General features: G+C 44.9%; 15 protein-coding genes and 1 pseudogene. 15 read left to right on the top strand and 1 reads right to left on the bottom strand.

Annotated elements, in window-relative coordinates:
- Positions 1-381 precede the first annotated feature (381 nt).
- From ACTWQL_RS09040 to ggt, 8 genes and pseudogenes are all read left to right on the top strand, one after another.
- Positions 382-1,401: a C45 family autoproteolytic acyltransferase/hydolase gene (locus ACTWQL_RS09040; RefSeq protein ID WP_443142117.1), complete on the top strand. Its 1,020-nt coding sequence runs from the start codon at positions 382-384 to the stop codon at positions 1,399-1,401.
- 149 nt (positions 1,402-1,550) lie between these two features.
- Positions 1,551-2,069 (top strand): RNA polymerase sigma factor, encoded by a 519-nt coding sequence (locus ACTWQL_RS09035; protein WP_443142116.1) that lies wholly within the window; start codon positions 1,551-1,553, stop codon positions 2,067-2,069.
- Complete coding sequence (locus tag ACTWQL_RS09030; RefSeq protein ID WP_443142115.1) at positions 2,066-3,349, top strand: DUF4179 domain-containing protein; 1,284 nt, start codon at positions 2,066-2,068, stop codon at positions 3,347-3,349. The genes ACTWQL_RS09035 and ACTWQL_RS09030 overlap by 4 nt, the downstream gene beginning before the upstream one ends.
- Positions 3,350-3,478: 129 nt before the next feature.
- Positions 3,479-3,958: a hypothetical protein gene (locus tag ACTWQL_RS09025; RefSeq protein ID WP_443142114.1), complete on the top strand. Its 480-nt coding sequence runs from the start codon at positions 3,479-3,481 to the stop codon at positions 3,956-3,958.
- 159 nt (positions 3,959-4,117) lie between these two features.
- Positions 4,118-4,471, top strand: coding sequence for a PH domain-containing protein (locus ACTWQL_RS09020; protein ID WP_443142113.1), 354 nt, complete (start codon positions 4,118-4,120; stop codon positions 4,469-4,471).
- A gap of 113 nt (positions 4,472-4,584) precedes the next feature.
- Positions 4,585-5,184 carry a flavodoxin family protein gene (locus ACTWQL_RS09015; RefSeq protein ID WP_443142112.1) on the top strand — a complete coding sequence of 200 codons (600 nt, stop codon included), beginning with the start codon at positions 4,585-4,587 and terminating at the stop codon, positions 5,182-5,184.
- Between the two features lie 632 nt (positions 5,185-5,816).
- Positions 5,817-6,311, top strand: a complete 495-nt coding sequence (locus ACTWQL_RS09010) for a S4 domain-containing protein (protein WP_443142111.1) — start codon at positions 5,817-5,819, stop codon at positions 6,309-6,311.
- A gap of 312 nt (positions 6,312-6,623) precedes the next feature.
- Positions 6,624-8,394, top strand: a pseudogene (gene ggt / locus ACTWQL_RS09005) (gamma-glutamyltransferase).
- A gap of 21 nt (positions 8,395-8,415) precedes the next feature.
- Here the strand turns inward: ggt and ACTWQL_RS09000 are convergent.
- On the bottom strand, positions 8,416-8,595 hold the full coding sequence (locus ACTWQL_RS09000; RefSeq protein WP_221568327.1) for a hypothetical protein: 180 nt from the start codon (positions 8,593-8,595) through the stop codon (positions 8,416-8,418).
- Between the two features lie 135 nt (positions 8,596-8,730).
- Between ACTWQL_RS09000 and ACTWQL_RS08995 the strand changes: the two genes are divergently transcribed.
- From ACTWQL_RS08995 to hxlA, 7 genes are all read left to right on the top strand, one after another.
- Positions 8,731-9,453 carry a DUF1385 domain-containing protein gene (locus tag ACTWQL_RS08995; protein ID WP_443142110.1) on the top strand — a complete coding sequence of 241 codons (723 nt, stop codon included), beginning with the start codon at positions 8,731-8,733 and terminating at the stop codon, positions 9,451-9,453.
- A gap of 257 nt (positions 9,454-9,710) precedes the next feature.
- Positions 9,711-10,712: a LacI family DNA-binding transcriptional regulator gene (locus ACTWQL_RS08990; RefSeq protein WP_443142109.1), complete on the top strand. Its 1,002-nt coding sequence runs from the start codon at positions 9,711-9,713 to the stop codon at positions 10,710-10,712.
- Positions 10,713-10,736: 24 nt separating this feature from the next.
- Positions 10,737-11,294, top strand: coding sequence for a 6-phospho-3-hexuloisomerase (gene hxlB / locus ACTWQL_RS08985; protein WP_443142108.1), 558 nt, complete (start codon positions 10,737-10,739; stop codon positions 11,292-11,294).
- A gap of 130 nt (positions 11,295-11,424) precedes the next feature.
- On the top strand, positions 11,425-12,447 hold the full coding sequence (locus ACTWQL_RS08980; RefSeq protein WP_443142107.1) for a TRAP transporter substrate-binding protein: 1,023 nt from the start codon (positions 11,425-11,427) through the stop codon (positions 12,445-12,447).
- A 19-nt stretch (positions 12,448-12,466) separates the two neighbouring features.
- Positions 12,467-12,976: a TRAP transporter small permease gene (locus ACTWQL_RS08975; protein ID WP_443142106.1), complete on the top strand. Its 510-nt coding sequence runs from the start codon at positions 12,467-12,469 to the stop codon at positions 12,974-12,976.
- Positions 12,976-14,262 (top strand): TRAP transporter large permease, encoded by a 1,287-nt coding sequence (locus tag ACTWQL_RS08970; RefSeq protein ID WP_443142105.1) that lies wholly within the window; start codon positions 12,976-12,978, stop codon positions 14,260-14,262. The genes ACTWQL_RS08975 and ACTWQL_RS08970 overlap by 1 nt, the downstream gene beginning before the upstream one ends.
- An 87-nt stretch (positions 14,263-14,349) precedes the next feature.
- The gene (gene hxlA, locus ACTWQL_RS08965) at positions 14,350-14,982 is read left to right on the top strand and encodes a 3-hexulose-6-phosphate synthase (protein WP_443142104.1); all 633 of its coding nucleotides are present in this window, start codon (positions 14,350-14,352) and stop codon (positions 14,980-14,982) included.
- The last annotated feature ends 43 nt before the right edge of the window (positions 14,983-15,025 follow it).

The following is a 15,025-nucleotide window of genomic DNA, read 5'->3' as shown; positions in this document are numbered from 1 at the left end:
GGTCTGAATAGGTGCCAGGCACTTTTTGTAATCCCTTGGGAGACAAGGACTTTTTTCCGGTGCCTGGTACAGAGAAGAGGACAGAGAATCTTTCGACAACATCCGTTGGAGTTCAATCAAGCGTTTGATTAAGCTAGTGAAACCTGTGCTCCAGAGCGTATTTTTATTTCAAACAAACGTTTGATCAAGAGGCAAAATCATATCCGAAAGTGTAAAATTACACCTTTACAACAAGGTTTGCACTGGTTTCAAACAAACATTTGATTAATGAGGTGAACCCCTTGCAATACACCAGAAGCGGATTTCAAACAAACGTTTGAACAATTATTTGGAAGGAATTTTCAGCTCATAGTTGAACTAGTTTAGCTGGGGGATGATAACATGAATGAATTTGTAGTCGATATACATGAATTTAGGGACCGTTCCTATAACATAGGTTATGAACAAGGCCGTTTACTGGATAAAAAGCAATTGTCCGTCTATGAAACTTTTACGAAAGAGTCAATGGATTTGGAAGAAGCAAAAACCGTTTTGAAAGCCTTCGCTCCTCATTTACTTGAGGAAATTCACGGTCTTGCTGACGGACTCAGCATTCCATATGACAAAGCGATGCGCTATTTCAGCGGATACGATATTCCAAAACTCCAGGCTATGGGATGTTCATCGATTGTCACGCAGGATTTTTTGGTCCGAAATTACGGTTTCTCACCACTGATTTACGATCACCAACTTGTATTTGCACGGTCTGAGGAAACCTACGGAAGTGTGGGATATTCGCTTCATTACATAGGCAGACACGAAGGCGTAAATGAACATGGGGTTGCCGCAGCACTTCACTTTGTTAATAATACCGACCAGGTTAAAGGTTTGATGTGCAGCACAATAATAAGGATTCTCGCAGATACTTGTAAAACAACCGACGATTGCATACAACTGTTGAAAGAACTGCCGCATGCATGCTCTTATAACTATTCTATCGGAGACCGTAAAGGAAGGCACGTAGTTGTCGAAGCATCACCAGACAAAATCGAAGTTCGTGAAGCGGAAGAGACGCTAATTTGTACCAATCATTTTCAAACCCCTTCTATGGAAGCTTACAACAGGAAACAACTTGGGCACTCGAAACAACGTTTAGAAGCGATGGTCTCAAAAAACGCTGATGGTATAGAGCTCTTCACCTGGTTCAGTGATCCTGCTTCAGAGATGTTCTTCCATGACTATGAACAGTTTTTCGGTACACTGCATACTTTTGGCTACTTCTTTAAAGAAGACAGATTCATCACTAGAGTGGCTAACGGCAAAGAAACATTAGAGATCAAACTAAATGACTGGATAAACGGAAAACCACTCCTATTAACCAAATTAACAGGAAGTGTACCTGGCACCGATTTCAAACGTTGATGTATCAAGGGTTTTGAATCGGTGCCAGGCACTTTTTGAAAACCCTTGGGGGACAAGGGCGAAATTATCGTGCCAGGCACCCAAAAAATTCATTTGAACTTTTTGAGGGGTTGGTGACTCTAAGGTGTAGTGGAGGAGGGGGAGAGCCTTTGGAGATTGAAAAGCTGGTGCGCAAAGCACAAAAAGGGGATAAAGAAGCGCTGTTACAGCTTGTCTTAGTAGAAAAAGATCAGTATTACAGATTAGCATATACCTATTTACGGCATGAAGAAGATGCGATGGATGCACTAGAAGACATGATCGTCATCCTTTATGAGAAAATAAACACGCTGAAAAAACGAGGTTCCTTTTATAGTTGGAGCAAAACCATCTTAGTGAACCGTTGCCGCGATATCCTGAGAAAGCGGAAAATGACGACGGTTATGGAAGAAATCGATGAACCATCCAACGCACACGAAGGTGAGCGAACCATTCATCAACTGGATGTCCAAAACCATTTAGGCAAATTAAGCATCGATCAACAAGAAGCGATACAGCTTCGTTACTGGCTAGATTACGACTATGAAACGATTGCAAAATTAACCAAAGTCCCAATCGGCACGGTGAAATCAAGAATTTCATTCGGACTGAAGAAGCTAAAGGAACTCCTTGGAGGTGAATACCTATGAGCAACCTGGAAGATAAGATGAAGGAAGACGGAAAAAACATTCAATCTATGAAAGCGCCGGAGGGTCTTGAAGATCGACTCCGAAATAGACTTGAGATGGAACCACCGAAAGAGCCCAAACGCTGGAAGCGGCCTTCACTCATCGCTGCCTCGCTCATGTTCATTCTCCTATTCACCTATCAATTTGACACGATGGCCTACTACGGTAAGAAAATTCTTGGCTTCGACCATGTGCTGACCGATTCCTTGAGTGATCTGAATGAACAAGGAAAAGGCCAAGTGATTGATAAAAGTGCTGAGCTTCCCAATGGCATTCAAGTCACTGTGGACGGACTCATGCTCGATGAGAATCGACTGATCGTCATGTACACCGTTGTTGATCCGAGAAAAAATATTGAACATAAGTTTTCGGATTTTAACATTAGGATGGAAGGTTTATTTGGACAGATCATTGAGACATCAGGTTTCGGCACTGTGAGTGAGGACAATACGAAGATGTCGTTCGTCCAGTCCTTTGAACCACCGAACCCGTTTGTGAAAAATATAGATTTCTACATCCGGATGGATCAAGAACCGTCTCAGGCGGCGACGATTTCGTTCGAGCTGGACCGTTCAAAAGCTTTGATAACGAAATACGACCTGAGAATGAAAGAGACACTCAAGACAGATACAGCGACCTATGAATTCGAAAAGTTGACGGCGACCCCAACACAAACGGTCATCAAAGGTAAAATTAACGTAAAGAACAAGAAAGTATGGAATGAAATGGGGATGGGACATCTGGCGTTTCAATATGTTTTGAAGGCAGACGATAAAACGATTCGACCACAAGGATCCGGCATGACGTCCGGCGTTGGCGGATACACTTTCGACTTGGAGTTCGATCCGCTGCCAGAGGATGTTGAAAACGTGACCCTCATACTTGAAAGAGATTTAAAGATCCATGACTCGAATGAAAAGATCAATCTTGGTGAGAAAAGCATCCAATTAGCAGGCGAAAACGTCACAATTGGAGAGGTCAATGTAAAAGAAGGAAAGACAGAAGTGCTCTTGAACACGCCTGAACACTTCAGTGTTCTTGAAGCTAAGCTAGAGGGGGTAGGGGGTTCTGCATCTCTTGAAACATCCTATGACAAATCGTTCGATAAAACAGAAGACGGTTTGGAAAAGCAGCACGTACTTGTTTTCGCCGGCAAAATAACGAAAGCTGACGTGTTGACGATCACCAAATACGTTACAGCAGAACCATCCGACAAAGCCATTCAAATTTCAGGCCGATAAAGCGATTTTCCTATTTTAACCACCGCTCAAAGGAATTCTATTGTCGATGTCGTAAGGTACCAACAGGAGAAACAACTAGAGGTTGAAAACATCAATACGTCCTGCAAAAAAATTTCAGGAGGAACTGAGATGAATAACACCTTATTGGAAGCAGTGAAAACATTGCTGACAGAAACGTTCGATGGTCCGAAAAAAAACGAAAGCTGGTACACGGAGGCGAAGCCAGGCAGTGGAATCTTCGGGACACTTGATAGGCTGTCGGCAGAGGAAGCGTCCATCCCGATTCAGGGAACGACGATTGCTGCTCAAACGGACCATACCCGTTATTACCTATGGGTGGCGAACACCTACATGAAAGGTGAAAAGCCCAACGCGAACTGGGAAGAATCATGGAAAATCACTTCTGTTGATCAGATGACATGGCAACGATTTAAAAACCAGCTTGATATGGAGTACAAAGCGTTATTAGAAAAAATCGAACGGCTGGATACCATAGATGAAGAGACTGCTAATGGACTTTGCGGTACATTGGCCCACTCCGCGTATCACCTCGGATCCATCCGACAAATGGTCAAAGTCATCAAAGTCCCAAGCGAAACCACAAAATAAAATACTATATTAGAAACACACTCTGTGCCAGGCACGACAATTTAACCCTTGGGTCCCAAGGGATTTAAATTGGTGCCTGGCACCGTTTTTTATACAGATGAAACTTTTGGCTTATTGGTTCGTAGGTAATAGTACTCGAAAAAGGCGGGAGAGATTTGCATGCAAGTGACGACGCAGCAGATTAAACAGATGTTAAAAGAAGATGAGCAGCTGCTCGCAACAAGGCGTTGCTCTTTGATCACCTATATATTTTCGTTCACACCAAGACCTGGGGTACTTGCTGCAACAACTGAACGGCTGATGTTCGTTGGCGATTATCTGATCCAGCCTGGTGAACTGGTTGAAACCTACAATTATACGACGATACAAAAGTTCCAACTGAAGAGCGGTCTTTTCAACAAGCGTTTTTCACTGAAGTTGAAAGGTGACCAGGTACAGTTCAAGTATCTATCAGACAGTCAACCTCAAGCTTTCATCGAATTGGTCAACGCGCAGCGGAAGCATATGATATAAGTTCAACATATGCTTGGAGCCAACAAAATTTAGCTGAAAATTCCTATAAAAAAGTGGATTAACCTTCCTCATTTCAGGGTATAGATACAAGACTTTGTAAAGGAGGAAGGGTTATGTCAACTCTACATACCTTAATCTTAAACTGTTCACTGAAAACGAAAGAGAACATCTCTCATACACAAGCATTGACCAATTATTCACTTGAAATTTTGCAGGATCACGACGTTTCCTTTGAAATGCTATGGCTTGCGGATTATAATATCGGTTACTCGACCAACGATGAACTTGGACTTGAAGATGATTGGCCACAGATTTTTGAAAAAGTGAAAGCTGCGGATATCGTCATTTTCGCGACACCGTTATGGATTGAAGAAAAGAGCAGTATTGCAGCACTTGTCATCGAACGGCTCTATGCAGAAAGCGACAACACGATCGAAAATGGCCCGGCACTATTCTACAATAAGGTAGGCGGTGTACTCATCACAGGAAATGAAATTGGTGCTAAACCTGCTGCCCAGTCGATCCTGTATGCACTCTCCCACATCGGATTTACGATTCCACCGAATGGTGACTCATATTGCATTTGCAACGATTGTGAATCTCCGGTCGATGCAACCGCGATCAAAAAAATGAGCAACAACCTCGTGTATTTCGCCGGGCTTTTGAAAGATTATCCGATCCCGGCTGAAGAAAGTCCGCTCGAGCAAATTTAGAGCAGTATAAGCTCCCGTTTTGGGGGCTTTTTTATACTGTAAGAAAGTATGAATTTTGCCAATGCCACAGGAAAATAGTTTGACTAGCTAAAATTAGAGGACAACTGTTCCTTTATTTGGGTGGAATACCCCCGAATTTTTCTAGTTTCAGGCAAATAAGGTCGCTGGTGTCCTCTAATATTTTCAAGATGGGGGATTTGAAGCTAATAAGGTCTCTGATGTCCTCTAATTTAATTAGTGAAAAATCATTGTACTTTACAGAAGGCACAACTTTCACCAAAGCTCGGCTTTGCCATATTTTCTTTTTATACTTGTAAAAAATCCCACCATCTAGTAAACTGTAGGTATTCTATTTGGAATGAAAGGATACAGGTCACCTTTATGCCAACATACACTTTGTAATGGAAAACATTTTGGATATGGACGCTCTGGAGGCGGTCTTTTTCAAGACTTGCTGAACGGGAGCAGTCTGTCGAAATCCCATTACAAAGGAACGTAACCTATATCTGCAGCATGCATGATACAGGGGTTCCCTTAAGGGTGCCTCTTTTTTGTTTGCTTAAAAACGTCATACTGCAAGACCTCCAAATAGAAGCGTTACGTTTCCTCACATCCAAAAAGAGGTGAAGGAAATGCAGAAGGTCCGATTGACCTGGAAGCTTCAAGAAACGAAGGACAATACCGTAGAAAGACATTGCAGCAATTGTGGCAAGACCGTCCGATTCACAGATACGATGATTCGCCGGCACAACGCGAACGGAAAGAATATCTACCGGTTCGCCATCTACAAGTGTGATAAGAACCACACCTGGAACAAAAAACTCGAAATCTATCAAGCGTACACCGATCACGCGAGAGTGGTGGAGGACCAGCAAGACCAATCCAGCGAGCTCACCACACTCAAGATAAATGACTACCAAACAAACGGTACTGATAAAATCACGATCAAGCTCTCAGACGTACAAGGAAGGTTCCGTCTCGATAAAATCATTGCCGACCAAATTGAAGACTGGAGCCGGACTGAAGTCACCCAACAGATTCAGGAAGGCAGAATCCTCCTCAATGATGAGCCAGCCAAGCCCTCCGCAAGGCTGAAAACAGCGGATCAAATAACAATCGATCTATAAAATAAACAAGCTCCCCAGCTTATCGCTAAGGGGAGCTTTTATGTGTTCTTTCTTTCCTTAGATACTTTCGAATAAACAGGAATATCAAACCATTTAACAACCAATTTCAGAACGCCTCGTCGACAAATCGGGACAGAAGGTACAAGGATATGTAGGTGATTCGGCATAGAATCATATTTTCAGGATGCTGAAAAAGTACTGTGTTCATAATAGATTCACAGGTTCTTACAAGATAGATGGTGATTCAACAAATTTTTTTAATGATAAAATTTTACATAATTCAAAATATTTTAAAATCAGGAGAGGATTGGTATGATGTCGAAGTTGTACTGGAAGAAAATCACGTACGCATTGTTGGCTTTCGTATTGCTATTCTCATTGGCTCCAGCTTCAGGGGTTGCAAAGAAAGACAATCCTGATGAATTGAAAGAATATGATGTCGGTACCCACGGGATGGTATCCACCTCACATACGCTGGCATCGAAAGTCGGAGCTGATGTATTAAAAAAGGGTGGGAACGCAATGGATGCGGCGATCGCGATCCAATTCGCGCTGAATGTCGTGGAACCGATGATGTCTGGAATCGGTGGCGGCGGCTTCATGATGGTTTATGATGCTGAAGCAGATGACGTCACGATCATCAACAGCCGCGAAAGAGCACCAGCCGGAGCCAAACCTGACATGTTCCTTGACGAAAATGGGAACATCATCCCATTTGGAGAACGCTCGAGACACGGTAATGCAGTAGGTGTGCCTGGTACCTTGAAAGGTTTAGAAACCGCTCATGAAAAATGGGGGACAAGACCGATGCAGCAATTGATCACCCCGGCGATCCACCTTGCAGATAAAGGCTTTGCGATCGATGAATATCTAGCGCGCATGATTGCATCGAATGAAGACAAGCTATCAGCCACTGCTGCCAAAGATGTCTTTTTACCAGAGGGCGATCCGCTTGAAGCAGGCGAGTGGCTTCAGCAAAAAGACCTTGCGAAAACATTGAAATTGATCCGTGCACATGGAACCGATGCCTTTTATAACGGGGAAATCGGGCATGCTCTTGCTGAGGTTGTACAGGATTTCGGTGGAAGCATGACGACTGAAGATCTTGCAAACTATGATGTGACAGAAGATGAACCGGTGTACGGTGATTATAAAAATTACGAGATTGCAAGTATGCCACCGCCAAGCTCAGGTGGTTTGACGCTCTTGCAAATGCTTAAGCTGTTGGAAGACTTCGATATCGGGCAATACGGTGAAAATTCCGTTGAAAAATACCACCTGTTATCGGAGGCGATGAAGGTCAGTTACGCGGATCGGGCAGCGTATATCGGGGATCCGGAGTTCGTCGATGTTCCGATGAATGGTATGCTCCATCCTGATTATATCGAGGAGAGACGGACGCTGATCGATCTAGACGAAGCGAACCAGAATGTCGAAGCCGGTGACCCATGGCAATATGAAGATGCTGACCCGGCGATGGAGGTCGTCGAGCAAGCGGATGATAAGGAAATGGGTGAGACGACCCACTTCACTGTCGCCGACAAATGGGGCAATGTCGTATCCTATACGACAACGATTGAACAGGTATTCGGTACGGGAATCATGATCCCAGGTTACGGCGTGATGCTGAATAATGAAATCACAGACTTCGATGCCCGCCCAGATGGAGCAAATGAAGTACAGCCGAACAAACGGCCGATGAGCAGCATGACACCGACGATGGTGCTTGAAGACGGTAAACCAGTCTTGACGCTCGGTTCACCTGGCGGACCACGGATCATCGTTTCCGTCCTGCAAGTATTCCTGAACCTGGTCGAGTATGACATGGGACTGAAAGAAGATCGAGGCACCGAGAATCTATAACTCGCATACTTCAGCCATGAACTGGGAAGAAGGCATTCCATCCGAAGTCCGTTCGGAACTAGCTGCGATGGGTCATAATATCGGATCCCGGCTGACGATCGGAAACGTCCAGAGTATCCAGATTGATTATGACAAAGGTCTGTTCTACGGGGCATCCGATTCCAGACGGATTGGAGCCGCTATTGGAATAAACAAGCCTGGAAAAGGTCATTCGAAATAACAAAAAACCAGCCATAAGCATTTAACGCTTGTGGCTGATTTTTTTCGCATTCTTTACGATCACATGCCGCATGGTCCGATAGATGGCACTTCCGCTGAAAAAGCCGATTGCATAGATGAGCCCGACTTGAAGCCCTTCTTGGGCAAAACCGATTGCGAACCCGACGGCTGCCATGAGCAAGGGGATATAGAGTAAACGCATTTCTGCCTCCTTACAAAAATAGGGATAGTATCTTTATATCCAAATCTTGTCCCAACAAGCCCTCGTTTAAGTATTGTTAAAAGATTCAGATTATTGTACACTGGTACTATCCGAATGAAAAGGAATGTGATGTGGATGCAGGTATACAAAGGTGGAGCTGCCGGACTGAACAGCGTCTTGTTCATCGGCAAAAACTATCGCGTAAAAGCAGTCAATCACAATGGAAAACTTGAAGCAAAAGTACAACCGCTACATAAGGGTGAAGGCAGGCTGGATACCTTCCTGAACAAAATTCCTTTTGTCAGAGGGCTCTGGTCGATCGTCAAAGCGATGATGAATGTGTACAAGCAGCTCGTCCTGGCGTTTGCGGCGCTACTTTTAGTAGGGAAAGCCTTGCCAGGTGGACAGGCAGGCAGCAGTGTGCTTTTAACGGAAAAAGAATGGCTCTTTTCAGTAGCAATGATCGCAATAGCGGGTCTGGTCATCCGGTTCACGAGCATTTCGAAGTATCATGCGGCTGAACATATGGTTGCGCATTGCGAGGACAAAAACCTCCCGTTGACCTATGAAAATGTTGCGAACCAGCCAAGAGTCCATCCGCGCTGCGGGACGAATCTTGTAGTGTTCATCGTGTTCAACACAATACTCCTTTCCTTTTTCATGGAGAGTATGCTCCTCAACATGCTGATTGCGTGGAGCATCGGCTATGAAATGTTCCGTATGAAGAGAAGCCGCTTGAAACCATTCTATAAGCTAGGCTCTTTCCTGCAACACTACTGTTTCACGAGCGAGCCTGAGGAAAAACACCTCAACATCGCAATCGAAAGCATGAACACGTTAAAAAGCGTAGAAGCATAATTTGAGCTCCCGGCAATATGGCCGGGGGCTTTTTTGCACTTAAAGAAAGTATAAAAATACTTTCTTCAATATCAGCGCAACTAAGGCTCAGGCTGCGACAATGGCTTGGCTTTGCCAAGTTTTCTTTAGGAATTTAAATTGGAATAAAATCATTCCAAGGAACGGTTGTAAAACGCTTTCAACTATTTTATACTTTCACTAAACCGATTTACTAAATCGGTTTAGTTTCCACAAAAAGTTAGATTAGGAGTTCTTATATGAAAAGGATCACGATAGCAGAAGTTGCAAAACATGCGGAAGTTTCCAAAAGTACAGTATCCCAATATTTGAATCAGCGTTATGACTATATGGGCGAAAAGACAAAAGAACGGATCAAGAAAGCGATCGAGGAGCTTGGGTACAGTCCCAATATCATGGCAAGGGGACTGAAACAAAAATCATCCACGACAATCGGCGTCATCGTCGCCAACATCTTGCACGTGTTCTCTACCCAGGTCATCCGGGCGATCGAGGATTTCTGTAATGAGAAAGGGTTCCATGTCATCGTCTGCAATGCGGATGATGATCCTGCAAAAGAAAAAAAGTATATCGAAATGCTCTGGGCAAAACAAGTTGACGGAATCATCGCATTTCCTACTGGAGGAAATGTTGATCTGTACAAAAAGTTGATTGATGCCCAGTATCCTGTCCTATTCATTGACCGGATCGTCCCTGGAATCTCGATCAATACGCTCCTCCTTGATAACGAGAAGGCGTCCTTGCTGGCTGTGGAGGAATTTGTGGAAAGAGGCTATGAGCGGATCGGGATTATCTCACCGCCACTCGGAAGAAATGTCACGCCAAGGGTGGAACGGGTCGAAGGGTATAAGAAAGCGTTGGAAAAACATGATAGGCCGGTCAATCCGGAATACATCATCAGCGGGGAAATCAACGACATGCAAGCAAAGATCGAAAAAATGATGAAACTCCCAGAACCGCCAGACGCGATATTCGCCGTTAATGACCGTACCTTATTCGAGGTGCTTGCCTATACGAAAAAGCATCGGATCAAGATACCGGGGGATCTGGCACTGATCAATGTCGATGATGTATCTTTTGCCAGCATATACAGTCCAGCTTTGTCGACAATCATACAACCCGCATTCGAAATGGGGAATAAGGCGGCAGAAATTCTCTTCAACCTGATCATCGACAAAGACAATGGGGATACAGAGATCTACCGTTTTGAACCACAACTGATCGTAAGGGAATCGTGTTGAACTACATAAGGGAAGGTGAGTGTAATGGAAAAGATCATCCAGACAGTTGCTTCAGAAGTACAGGAAGTGTTAGGAAGTGTGGACACCGATGAGGCCATCCGGCTTGCAGATGAATTGAATCAGGTGAAACGGATCTTTGTGGCGGGTACAGGACGTTCCGGTTTGATCGGCAAAGTATTCGCGATGCGGTTGATGCATAGCGGTTTTCCAATCTATGTCGTGGGAGAGACGATCACCCCGAGCATCGAAACCGGTGATCTATTGGTCCTCATCTCAGGTTCAGGGAGTACAGGTTCACTCGTGCAATACGCAGAAAAAGCCAAAGAGATTGATGCAAAGGTCGCTTTAGTGACGACCAATAAGGATTCGGCCATCGGGCGGATCAGTGATTTCTTGCTCACGATACCGGCAGCAACCAAGAAACGCCTTCCATCGGAGCCGGATACGATCCAGCCGCTGGGAAGCCAGTTTGATCAATCGGCTCACCTGTTATTGGATGCAATCGTCGTCTATCTCCTTGAGCAGCAACCGGCAGGGAAGAGCCATTCCAACTTAAACCAAAAACATGCAAACCTTGAGTAGACAGGGGGGATCCAATCCATCCCATTTACGATGAATTGAAAGCGGTCACAGTCTTGCGGACAAGCATTAAACGAAAAAAGACCTCATGTAATAAAAGCATATGACAATCTACAAATGGAGGTATACCAACATGAGCAAAATCAAATACGGCTTCATTTTTCTGATTATTGCAACGATTGCAATCCTTTCCGGTTGCAACACAGACGAAGCGGATCCAAATGGAGATGGGAAGATCAAAATCATTGCTGCCCATAACCAGACCTCTCCTGATAATCCGTTCCAGGTCGGTTTATTGAAATTTAAAGAGGTGGCCGAAAAGGAATCAAACGGATCGATTGAAGTCGAAGTCCATGCCGGTACGATCGGGACGGAGGAATCCCAGCTGGTTGAAAAACTTCAACTCGGTGCTGCAGATGTCGTGCTTGCATCACCTGGTTTCATGACCCAGACAGGGATAAGGGAAGTCGATCTATTTTCCGCACCATATTTGTTCAAAGACTATGACCATTGGTTGAAAACCGTTGATGGGGAAGTCGGAAAAGAAATGGCGGAAATCATCAATGAAAAATCCGATAATTCTTTTAAACTATTAGGCTATTGGACAGCGGGTGTCCGACATTATTACGGAAAGAAACCAATCGAATCAGTGGAAGATCTGAAAGGTGTTTCACTACGGACACAAACATCCGGGATCATTTCAGATTTCTGGAAGAAAACAGGAGCTATCCCATCCAATATAGCATGGGGCGAACTGTACCAGGGCTTGCAGCAGGATGTCGTCGATTCATCTGAAAACGCTTACCCGTTTTTCGTCCAGCAGGCTCACCATACGACTCCGAACGGAAAATATATATCGGAAACAGCCCACGATTATACGACAAGACTATTATTGATCAATGGTGAGAAATTCGATGACTACTCAAAGGAACATCAGGAAATCATCTTGCAGGCGGCAGAGGAATCGGTGAAGGCAGAACGTGAAGAGACCCTCAAACAGGATATCGAATATAAGGAAAAAGCAATCGAAGAAGGGGCGGTCGTCAACGAGATCGATCGAGAACCTTTCATCGAGATCGCCAAGCCGATATTGGATGACTTCGCTAAGGAAATCGAGGCAGAAGACCTATTGAAGAAAATCAGAGAACTAGAATAACAGCTTGGGAGGGAATTCTATGAAACGTTTCGTACAAGTTCTTGAGAGATTGCAAATGACAGTCGCCATCCTATTCTTATCTATTTTCTTTTTCGTCATCATGTTACAGATCATCACGAGGCATTTAGGCATTTCAATCATCTGGACAGAGGAGGTCGCCAATTATTCGTTCATTTGGGCGATCTTCATGGGAGCAGCGATCATGGTCAATCGCCGTGAGCATTTCAACTTTGATTTTATCCTGAAAAAATTGAAAGGGAAGCGGAAAACCTCTTTGAAAATCGTCAATGATCTGGTGCTCATCACGTTCAACGTATTCATCTTCCTATTAGGTGTCCAGGTCGCAGTCGAATTCTGGAATTATACATGGGCATCGATCCCTGATATGAAAATGGGGTATATATGGATGTCCGTTCCGATCATGGCTGGAACGATGATCATCTATTCCTTTTCCCATCTGATCGATCATGTCCAGGCAGCAAAAGTGGATCAAGTCCATACAGGAAAAGCGAAGGAGGTCAATGGATAATGGGATTTCTATTACTTGCACTCTTCATCGTCTTGATGTTGATCGGGGTTCCGATCGCATTCGTCATCGGTATTGTTGCATTAGTCGGGATTTCGGGCATTCCTTACACACCTGAAGCGACGGTTTCGATGAAAATGGTCAATGGCCTCGATTCGTTTGTCCTGTTGGCTGTTCCATTATTCATCCTTGCGGCCAATTTGATGAACTCTGGTAAAATATCCGAGAAGTTGATCAATCTTGCCCTCGCCATCGTCGGTCCGATCCGTGGCGGGCTGGCACACGCGAATATCCTCGTATCAATGATGTTTGCCGGGGTTTCGGGAGCATCACAGGCTGATACGGCTGGTGTCGGGAAAATTCTGATCCCGAGCATGCGGAATAAAGGTTATGAAAAAGAAACGGCTGTAGGTGTCACGTCCGCCTCGTCAACGATAGGTGTCGTCATTCCGCCAAGCATCCCGATGATCATCTTCGCTGGTCTGACCAATGCGTCTATCGGTGCATTATTTCTCGGTGGCATCGTGCCAGGGATCCTGATCGGGCTGGCGATGATGATCATGATGTACTTCATTGCTGTCAAACGGAATTATCCGAAAGCGGAACGGGTAGAATTCAAGCAATTTTTCCGGATGTTCGCTGAAGCATTTCCGGCATTATTAACACCCGTCATCATCATCGGCGGGATCATCTCAGGATTCTTCACAGCGACAGAGGCCGCAGCCATCGCGTCATTATATACACTGCTCGTCTGTATGTTTTACTATAAAACATTGAAACTGAAAGACTTGCCGAAGATTTTGATGGAGACGTTGGCATTAAGTTCCTTATCCCTGTTTGCATTGGCTGCTGCGAGTGCATTGGGAGAGCTGTTGAGCTATTACCGCCTAGGAACGATGGCACAGGAATTCTTTACGAACAATATCGGAGCAGAATGGTTGTTCATCCTGATCATCATCGCCTCCTTCCTGTTCATCGGAACGTTCATGGATGCGATTCCGGCAATGATTTTATTCGTTCCGGTCATCCTACCGACAGCCCTCGAGTTTGGCATCGACCCTGTCCACCTTGGGCTGATCGTCGTCATCACATTAGCCGTCGGTCTGATCACGCCGCCATATGGCTTGTGCCTTCTACTCGCAGCGAAGATTGGCGATATGTCCATTGAACGGTCGTTTGTCGCCGTCATTCCATATATTGCGATCATCCTTGTCGTATTACTGTTCATCGCGTTCTTCCCGGATATCGCATTCTTCATCCCTAAGATGGTGAATCCTGGATTGTTTTAATGGAGGACGGATAAATGACGATCAAGCCATACGTTATAACTGTTACAATGAAACTCGGTAAAATTGAACGAAAAGTGAGGTTTAATGATGAAACTGCAATTGGCATTGGACAGATTGACGAGGGACGAGTGCTTCCGGATCGTTGAAGAAACGAAGGAGAGCATTGATATCATAGAAGTCGGAACAGGTGTCATCAAAGAGTACGGAATGTCGATCGTACGGGAGATGCGGAACCGCTACCCAGATCATGTGATTCTTGCGGATATGAAGACCTGTGACGCGGGGAGGCACGAAGCGCACCAGGTGTTTGAAGCAGGTGCAGACATCGCGACGGTCATGGCCTTCTCTGCTGGCCAGACGATCACGGATACATTGAGGGTCGCAAACGAGGCAGGGAAACAGATCATGATCGATTTGCTGGAGGTTCATTCGAAGGAAAGGATTGCTGAGATTGAGCAGCTCGGCGTCCACCTCGTAAGCCTCCACATCGGCAAAGACAAGCAGACAGAGGGCGACTTCGATACCGAGTTGTTTTCATTGATCAAGGAATTCGATTTTGAAGTAGCCGTGGCAGGTGGTGTCAATCTCGATTCCCTGCCGTTGATCCTACAAGAAAAGCCGGATATCATCATCGTAGGCAGTGCGATCACCGGTTCCGATCAACCAAAGGAAACAGCCGCAAATATGAAAAAGATGATGTCTGACTATAGGGAGAGATAACTGTTAAGCAAGGGGGTACTGACGACCTCCTTGTTTTTGTTAT

The organism is Pseudalkalibacillus sp. R45, assembly GCF_052246725.1.
Taxonomy (GTDB): domain Bacteria; phylum Bacillota; class Bacilli; order Bacillales; family Fictibacillaceae; genus Pseudalkalibacillus.
This window is presented reverse-complemented; position numbering and strand designations above follow the sequence as displayed.

Excerpts from the sequence above, each read along its gene's own strand:
- ACTWQL_RS09000 (WP_221568327.1), bottom strand. The coding sequence starts at position 8,595 with ATGCGTTTACTCTATATCCCCTTGCTCATGGCAGCCGTCGGGTTCGCA.
- hxlA (WP_443142104.1), top strand. The coding sequence starts at position 14,350 with ATGAAACTGCAATTGGCATTGGACAGATTGACGAGGGACGAGTGCTTC.
- ACTWQL_RS09030 (WP_443142115.1), top strand. The coding sequence starts at position 2,066 with ATGAGCAACCTGGAAGATAAGATGAAGGAAGACGGAAAAAACATTCAA.
- hxlB (WP_443142108.1), top strand. The coding sequence starts at position 10,737 with ATGGAAAAGATCATCCAGACAGTTGCTTCAGAAGTACAGGAAGTGTTA.
- ACTWQL_RS08990 (WP_443142109.1), top strand. The coding sequence starts at position 9,711 with ATGAAAAGGATCACGATAGCAGAAGTTGCAAAACATGCGGAAGTTTCC.
- ACTWQL_RS09025 (WP_443142114.1), top strand. The coding sequence starts at position 3,479 with ATGAATAACACCTTATTGGAAGCAGTGAAAACATTGCTGACAGAAACG.
- ACTWQL_RS08980 (WP_443142107.1), top strand. The coding sequence starts at position 11,425 with ATGAGCAAAATCAAATACGGCTTCATTTTTCTGATTATTGCAACGATT.
- ACTWQL_RS09010 (WP_443142111.1), top strand. The coding sequence starts at position 5,817 with ATGCAGAAGGTCCGATTGACCTGGAAGCTTCAAGAAACGAAGGACAAT.
- ACTWQL_RS09020 (WP_443142113.1), top strand. The coding sequence starts at position 4,118 with ATGCAAGTGACGACGCAGCAGATTAAACAGATGTTAAAAGAAGATGAG.
- ACTWQL_RS08995 (WP_443142110.1), top strand. The coding sequence starts at position 8,731 with ATGCAGGTATACAAAGGTGGAGCTGCCGGACTGAACAGCGTCTTGTTC.
- ACTWQL_RS08975 (WP_443142106.1), top strand. The coding sequence starts at position 12,467 with ATGAAACGTTTCGTACAAGTTCTTGAGAGATTGCAAATGACAGTCGCC.
- ACTWQL_RS09040 (WP_443142117.1), top strand. The coding sequence starts at position 382 with ATGAATGAATTTGTAGTCGATATACATGAATTTAGGGACCGTTCCTAT.
- ACTWQL_RS09015 (WP_443142112.1), top strand. The coding sequence starts at position 4,585 with ATGTCAACTCTACATACCTTAATCTTAAACTGTTCACTGAAAACGAAA.
- ACTWQL_RS08970 (WP_443142105.1), top strand. The coding sequence starts at position 12,976 with ATGGGATTTCTATTACTTGCACTCTTCATCGTCTTGATGTTGATCGGG.